Source organism: Vagococcus sp. (assembly GCF_036639995.1).
Taxonomy (GTDB): domain Bacteria; phylum Bacillota; class Bacilli; order Lactobacillales; family Vagococcaceae; genus Vagococcus.
This window is the reverse complement of record NZ_JAVWHO010000009.1, coordinates 1-7,519: the sequence shown is the minus strand read 5'-3', so window position 1 is coordinate 7,519 and position 7,519 is coordinate 1. Positions and strand designations below refer to the sequence as shown.

Below are 7,519 nucleotides of genomic sequence, written 5' to 3'. Positions count from 1 at the left end.
TTGATATTAAAAAGAAAAAAATGTTAGGTCTTTTAAGTATTTGTTTAATTATTGTGACGTTTAACTATTTTTTAAGTACTGTGTCATTTTCGGTAAAAAAAGACAGTTTGAAAGTAACCAAGACCGTGATAATAAGAGATAAAGATTATAATGGTGAAAATAGTAACAGAGATTGGAATACCGTGTTAATGACAAATGTTAAATCTAAAAATCCTTTTTTAAAAGTGGATGCAGATAGTTTCATAGCAAAAGCAAATAAAAATAGAATTAATGGTAATGTACAAATGACGTTTATCCTGTTCAATATATTTGATGTTAATAAAGAAACGCAAGTCAATCAAACTGTTATGTTAGATAATTTTATCCCAAATTCCAAAATACAGATGAGTTTAGAAGGAACTAAAGAAAAAATAACCACTACCGTTTATTAAAGAAAAAATGACCTCCAATCATTAGAATTTAGCTAATAGGTTGGAAGTCTTTTTTTAGTTGGCTATGCAGTTATTTTAAATAATCTCTTTTCAACAATGCATAACGGTTAGTGTCTCTTAATTCTCCGTATAACATGGATTCTTCTTTGTCCGTTGCCACAAAGGTAAATCCACATTTTTTAGCAACGCCATTACTGGCTATATTTTTACTATCGGCAATAATAGTTAGCTTATTCAAGTCTAAATCCTCAAAAGCAATATCACAGATTTTATGAACAGAGGCTGTCATAATACCTTTTTTAATAAAGTCAGAATGGATCCAGTAGCCAATATCGGCTTTTTTATTTTTGTGGTCAATAAAATGTAAATCGATGGTACCAACTAATTCACCTTGGTAACTAATAAAAAACAATCGATCAGTTCCATTTGCTTCCCCTGTTAATTTCATTTTTAAGTAGATTTCTTCGTCTTTAATTTCTTTAGTTATTTCAACAAAATCAAGAAACTCTTCTAAATGTTTGCGGTCACTGTCAATTAACTGAAAAACTACAGCAGCTAGTTCTAATCTAGGTTGAACAAATGCAATGTCTTTTGTTACAGGTAATGTAAAATAATAGGTCATAAAAAAGCCTCCTTTTGAATGTTGTTATTGATTATAGAAGATTTGTTCTCAAAAAGATAGCTGAAACTTAAGAAAAAATAAGAAATTGACAAGAATAAGTTTATTCTTTATCATTCCTTGCTTGATACACTCTAATAGAGGTGAGGAAAATGAAAAAAATGATAAGTTTATTGGTCCTATTGGTGGTAATTGGTGTTGGATTTATCTATTATATAAAAAATGATTTAGTAAATAGTGTGACTTATTCTGATAAAGTTGAAACAACTAATAACTCAGTTGAGCAAGTTAACCTTAAAACAGAGAATATAAGTAGTAAAACACTTCTTTTAAAAAACTTAGATACGAATGATATTTTACTTAAAAAAAATTCAAAACAAAAAGTAGCTATTGCGTCATTAACTAAATTGATGACAGTCTATGTCTTACTAGAATCTGTTAAAGATTTAAACGAGACGGTGGTAATTGAACAATCTACAATGGATGAGTTAATGAAAGAGGGCGCTTCTTTATCAGGATATTTGGTAGGAGATACCTTGACTGTTCGTGATTTAGCATATGGTATTGTTTTGCCATCAGGTGGAGATGCATCTATTACAGCGGCTAATTTGGTTGCTGGAAGTGAAAAAAAATTTGTTTCATTAATGAATAAAAAAGCAGAAGAAATTGGTATGAAAGATACTCATTTTCAAAATACAACAGGATTGGATGCAAGAAATCATTATTCAACAACAGAAGATTTACTCAAATTAATGGATGCGGCATTAAAAAATAAAAATTTTTATCAAGTTTTGGTGACTACAAAATATCAAACAGAAGAAAAAGCTTATGCACCAGAAGGGTATTACATTGAAAGTACATTGTTGAAAGATACGGCAGATTTGTCTCTTTCTAATGGGAAGATACTAGGTGGAAAAACGGGATATACAGAAAAAGCGGGGCAATGTTTGATTAGCATTGCTGAAATTCATGGTACTCATTATCTGTTAATTTCAACAGGGGCTAATGGAAACCCTACTACCGAACAGAAAAATGTGGCAGATGCTCGTCAAATCTATCAAAGCATTGAGCACAGTTGACAATGTGGTAGATGTTTTGTCTAATAAAGGTAGGACAAAACAGAAAAAAGGAGTGACGCGCATGTCTGCTAAAGTTTTATTAGTTGAAGATGAATTAGAAATTGCTAATCTAGTTGAATTGTATTTAAAAAATGAAGGTTTCATTGTTGAAAAATGTAGTAATGGGTTAGATGCTAAAGAAAAAATTGAATCAGAAAGCTTTGGCATTGCGTTATTAGATATTATGCTTCCAGGATTAGATGGACTGCAGTTGTTGTCATTAATTAGAGAAAAAGATAATTATCCGGTGATTATGTTAACAGCGAAAGATGATGAAATTGATAAAATAACAGGACTATCCTTTGGGGCAGATGATTATATTACTAAACCTTTTAAACCGTTAGAAGTTGTAGCTCGTGTGAAAGCACAATTAAGACGATTTAATCAATACAATAAAAATAAAGAATCAGAAACTTTAATTTTAGCAACTAAAGGGTTAGAGATGAATATTGAAAAAAGATTAGTTATGTTAAATGAAGAAATTATTGAGTTAACCCCTAAAGAATTTAGTATCTTACAGTTACTTCTTGAAAATAAAGGAATCGCTCTTGATTCAGAAGCAATTTTTGAATCTGTCTGGGGTGAAAAATATTACACCGCTTCTAACAATACGATTATGGTGCATATTCGCCATCTAAGAGAAAAAATGAGCGATGCAGTTGAAAAACCTAAATATATTAAAACAGTTTGGGGAGTAGGTTATAAAATTGACTAAACAAACCAAGACCTATTTATTGAAAACAATGTTGATTATTGTTTGCTCAGTAATTGCACTTTATATTATTGCTACTAAAACCATTATTGGGGAGGGTTTTGGAAAAGTAATCAGTGATTCATTCATTATATTTCAAGTTGTCCCAGATGGTGGCGGCGAAACGAGTATGGTGAATTGGCTTAAGTTTAAAACCTTTATAATTTCGATTGCGGTGTTTGCAGTTGTGTTTGTTGGATTTGCAACGTACTGGATTAGTCAATATTTGCTAAAAAAAGACCGTCAATATATTGCAACGCTTTTAAAACAATCACTAGAAGATGAAGATGTTCCTGCTCTAGATTTAGAGTACTTAGAAATTCAAAATGAACTAGAAAAAATTAAACTAACTAATCAAAAAAATCAAGAGGCACTTATACAGGAAACACAACGAACAAAAGATTTGGTCACCTTTCTAGCACATGATTTGCGGACGCCATTAGCGTCTGTTATCGGGTATCTTAATTTATTAGTAGATTCGCCAGAAATTCCAGTTGAAACAAGAGCAAAATATTTAGGAATAGCGCTAGATAAAGCATATCGATTAGAGTATTTAATTGATGAATTTTTTGATATTACACGATTTAATTTTCAAAATATTGTTTTAGATTATTCGGTATTTGATTTAAGTTTATTACTTCAACAATTGAGTGAAGAATTTTATCCGATATTACAAAAGAAAAGCCAACAATTAGTGATGAATATGCCGGAAAAATGTTTGATTGAAGCTGATTCTACGAAATTAGTACGGGTGTTAAATAATTTACTTAAAAATGCTTCAGCTTATGGATTTGAAGAGACGAACATTTTACTATCTGTAACAATAAAAGAAGATAAATTACAATTATTGGTTAAAAATCAAGGCAATACAATTCCACCAGAAAAATTAACCGTTATCTTTGATAAATTTTACCGACTAGATAGTGCCAGATCAACCAATAGTGGTGGCGCTGGATTGGGTCTTGCGATTGCTAAAGAAATTGTTGAAGTACATGAAGGAAGTATTGAAGCGACAAGTGAGAACCAAAGTACAGAATTCATAGTGATATTACCTTTAAAAAAACAATAAATTAAAAAGAACTAAAATTGATTCAGAATTAGTGAATTAATTTTAGTTCTTTTCTTATTCGAAAATAATGATCACTACATAAATAATCATCAACAAAAATAGTCGGAATTTGATTAGAAATAAAAATAGTTGAAATAATTAAATCACTTGTTTGATAGTGATAATTATCAAAAAATTGCCGATTGACTGTGCTGATTGTCAGAGCGTTATCCGCAAAGACAGCTACTACGGACTGTTTAATAAATTTGGCGTGATTTAATCCCAAGTCACTGTAAATATAGATATGTTTGTTTTGATTTTTTTTTAGAGTTAGTCGACAATTTGTTAGAAGTAAGTAAAGAGCAAGATCAAAAGAAAAGTTTATATCCATGTTTAATTTTGCCAGCAAGTGTTCAAGTGATTTTTTTAGCCGATTAAAAGGAACGACATTTGATTTAGCGTAATTTTCAACAAAAGACTGATGTCGATTGATAAATAGATATTGATGAAGTGGAAAAAGTGTTTCCTTTTTCTTACAAAAAGACAAGATAGCGTTAAGTTTAGTAGAAACATTGGAACATAGTAAAAAAGTATCACCAATTTCTTCTAAAAATTCATCAATATAATTATCTAAACTAGGCGTTAAAGGAATATTATCGTAGGTTTCTTTAAATAAATCAAAAGAAACCATAGTATTTTGAGAATTATTGATATTGTTATGTTGGATGACGCCCCAAATTAAGTACATAAAATAATGTTCTTCCTCTAATTTATAGTTATATAAGGAACTGAATTCTTTAAATTCTTCTTCAGAGGAGTTCATAGGGATTTCTAAACCATAAAATTCTTCTAAACCTTTTGAAATAAATAAAAATAAGTTAAGCTCGTTGCTACTGACTAATTGATAAGTCTTATTTTGATTTTCAATGGTGATTCCAAGTAGTTTTAAATCTTTTTTAAGTTTTTTTATAACTCGGTAGAGAGTAGCGGGGCTAGTATAGAGCTTTTCTGCGTAATAAAACACATTTTGATGTGGAGTTAAAAATAGAAGCTTAATAAATTGAATTTCTAAGCTATTAACAATAATATCCCTAATAATTTTATTTGTATTCCCATTAGAAGAGCTTTCCATTTCAACTAATTGATCTTTAGTTATTTGGATATGTATTAAGTCTGACCAATTTTTTGAAAAATAGTTTAAATCGTTTAGAATGGTTGATTTGGAACAATTAAGCATTTGGGTTAATTTTAAGACAGAAAGCCTTTTTTGACTATTTAAAAAATTTAATAACGAAATAAGTCGTTGTTCTTTATTACTGATGATTGTCATTCCATTTCCTTCTTTACCTTTATTTCTAAATAAATAAAATATATCGAACATATTATACCCGAGACTTATAAAAGGCACAATAAATAACGCTTATGCCTTTTTTTAAAAGTAGCCTTTCAATATTTGAAATAAAAATAAAAGTTGATAAAATATTGATTTATTCGAGTTTAATTTCTTTTTTAAGAGACACCTTGCGTATGTATATGTAAAAAGTGAGTCTTATTTAAAAATCGGGTATTTTATAATCGAGCTTGTGCGATTTTAAAGCAAAGGTTTTAAGGGGAAAGGGAAGATTAAATAATGAAACGTATGATTAATTTGTTTTTGGTAATGATACTAGTACTTTCAAATGGTTTGGCATTAGGAAATATCCTAGTAAGTGCAGAAGGTATACAAGACGTGTCTAACCAATTGCTACAAGAAATTGTAATTGATAAAGAAGAAGTATCTGATGGTAGTAGATTAGCTGTTAGAGCAAACTTTGGTGATCAAAATCAAAAAATAAAAAGTGGTGATATGATAAAAATATCTTGGCCAACGATGAATAATGTTAAAATTGAAGGTTTCGCGACAACAGTTCCTATTATTATTGAAGGCGTTTTGGTAGGACAAGCAACTATCATGATGGACGGGGCAGTTGTGACCTTTAATGATGAAGTTGATCAATTTGATCAAGGTACTGTTAAAGGGGGAGTAACTTTTCAAGTTCAGGCAAGTAATATGAATCAGCAGACATCAAATGAAATAATTGAGTTTGTTGGAGGGACAGTTGTTACTACGTTGAATGTCTCAAAAGAGGTATCAACTGGAAGTGGAACTGGCGAAGGTGTTCGAGATTTTTCGAGTAAAAGTGGGGTCATTTACGTTAATGATCCAACGCGGGTATTTTGGGATATTAGTTTAAATGCTAACCGTGAGGTGGTTAGTTCAGATATAAATATGGTGGATACAATAAATGACAGTCCAGCTTCGCACGTTTTACTACCTGATACGTTTTATATAGAAGCAAAAGGACCAAGCATTAATAAAATATACCGAGGTATTGAAGGTGTTGAGGAGTTTAAAAGAGAATTTCGAGCGGTTTTTAATTATTCAGTAGATAATGGAATAATTAACGTAAGCATTCCTCATCAATATTCTAGCTACAATTCTTTTAGAATAGGGTATTATACAAAAATAACTGATACGGAAGTAGCTTCTTTTAAAAATGATTTGTCTGTAGATTATCAGGTGTATAATAAACCACCTCAACATGATAATAAAGAAAAGGTTATTGAAAGTATTAGCGGTGGTGCTTGGGGCGAAGGAAGTAAGTTAAGTAAACTTGTTATTAATAAAGTAGATAGCCAAACGAGTTCTCCTTTAGCAGGAGCAAAATTTGTTCTTAAAAATAAGAATGGTGAAGTAGTACGTGATAATTTGGTAAGTAACGCAGAAGGTCAAATTATTGTAGAAAAATTAAAACCAAATAATTACTACATAGAAGAGGTTGAGGCCCCAATTGGTTATGATAAATTAACTGAATGGGTAGATGTTAATGTTAATAAAGCGATAGTGGAGAAAGAAATTTCGAATAATCTTAAGGAAGTACTCGGGGGATTAGATATAACAAAAGTAGATAAAAATGACTCAACAAAAACTTTACCAGGAGCTCGATTTTTATTAAAATCTGATGCTACAAATGAAGAGTTTGAATTAGTAACTGGAGAAAATGGTCGAGCTAGGTTAAACGATTTATCACTTGGTAAATATACTTTAGTAGAAACAAAGGCTCCTGAGGGTTACGAGTTAGATCCAGCAAGTTATTCGGTAGAAATAGGGAAAAATGAGGAAACCAATAATATCACATCGATAACGATGACTAATGAAGAGATAGTTCAATTAGGAAGCTTAGAAATAATAAAAGTAGATAGTCAAGATGGGAGTAAAGGTTTAGCTAATGCAGTTTTTGAATTAAAAGAAAATGCAACTGGTAAAACGGTTGAATTAGTTACGGATGCTTCAGGAAAAGCTTTAATAACGGATATAGCGTTAGGCAGTTACTCATTGAAAGAAATTACGGCACCTGTTGGATATTTACTTGATAGTAAAGTGCAACAAGTAGACATAACAAAAAACAAGGCAACAGCAAATAAATTTAGTACAGTAATTAAAAATACAAAAGGAATGCCATGGATACCACTAGAGCCAAGTAAAAAATTAGGTAGTGTATCTGTTAAGAA

General features: G+C 30.5%; 7 protein-coding genes. 5 read left to right on the top strand and 2 right to left on the bottom strand.

What is annotated here, in order from left to right; genetic code table 11:
• Positions 1 to 431, top strand: a 431-nt coding sequence (locus RR554_RS04375; RefSeq protein ID WP_332467502.1) for a hypothetical protein, incomplete at its 5' end; no start/stop codon positions are given.
• A gap of 70 nt (positions 432 to 501) precedes the next feature.
• Here RR554_RS04375 and RR554_RS04370 read toward each other — a convergent pair.
• The gene (locus tag RR554_RS04370) at positions 502 to 1,053 is read right to left on the bottom strand and encodes a GNAT family N-acetyltransferase (protein ID WP_332467501.1); all 552 of its coding nucleotides are present in this window, start codon (positions 1,051 to 1,053) and stop codon (positions 502 to 504) included.
• A 149-nt stretch (positions 1,054 to 1,202) separates the two neighbouring features.
• On the opposite strand from RR554_RS04370, the gene RR554_RS04365 reads away from it, so the two are divergent.
• From RR554_RS04365 to RR554_RS04355, 3 genes are all read left to right on the top strand, one after another.
• Positions 1,203 to 2,129 (top strand): D-alanyl-D-alanine carboxypeptidase family protein, encoded by a 927-nt coding sequence (locus tag RR554_RS04365; protein ID WP_332467500.1) that lies wholly within the window; start codon positions 1,203 to 1,205, stop codon positions 2,127 to 2,129.
• Positions 2,130 to 2,190: 61 nt separating this feature from the next.
• The gene (locus RR554_RS04360) at positions 2,191 to 2,883 is read left to right on the top strand and encodes a response regulator transcription factor (RefSeq protein WP_332467499.1); all 693 of its coding nucleotides are present in this window, start codon (positions 2,191 to 2,193) and stop codon (positions 2,881 to 2,883) included.
• Positions 2,876 to 3,988 carry a sensor histidine kinase gene (locus RR554_RS04355; protein WP_332467498.1) on the top strand — a complete coding sequence of 371 codons (1,113 nt, stop codon included), beginning with the start codon at positions 2,876 to 2,878 and terminating at the stop codon, positions 3,986 to 3,988. Before RR554_RS04360 ends, RR554_RS04355 begins: the two co-directional genes overlap by 8 nt.
• A 28-nt stretch (positions 3,989 to 4,016) precedes the next feature.
• Here RR554_RS04355 and RR554_RS04350 read toward each other — a convergent pair whose 3' ends face one another.
• A complete protein-coding gene (locus RR554_RS04350; protein WP_332463161.1) occupies positions 4,017 to 5,297 on the bottom strand; it encodes a helix-turn-helix domain-containing protein in 1,281 nt (426 codons plus the stop codon).
• Between the two features lie 300 nt (positions 5,298 to 5,597).
• On the opposite strand from RR554_RS04350, the gene RR554_RS04345 reads away from it, so the two are divergent.
• On the top strand, positions 5,598 to 7,519 hold a 1,922-nt coding region (locus RR554_RS04345), incomplete at its 3' end, for an MSCRAMM family protein (protein ID WP_332467497.1).

Coding starts and splice junctions, on each gene's coding strand:
- RR554_RS04370 (WP_332467501.1), bottom strand. CDS start 1,053: ATGACCTATTATTTTACATTACCTGTAACAAAAGACATTGCATTTGTT.
- RR554_RS04365 (WP_332467500.1), top strand. CDS start 1,203: ATGAAAAAAATGATAAGTTTATTGGTCCTATTGGTGGTAATTGGTGTT.
- RR554_RS04360 (WP_332467499.1), top strand. CDS start 2,191: ATGTCTGCTAAAGTTTTATTAGTTGAAGATGAATTAGAAATTGCTAAT.
- RR554_RS04350 (WP_332463161.1), bottom strand. CDS start 5,297: ATGACAATCATCAGTAATAAAGAACAACGACTTATTTCGTTATTAAAT.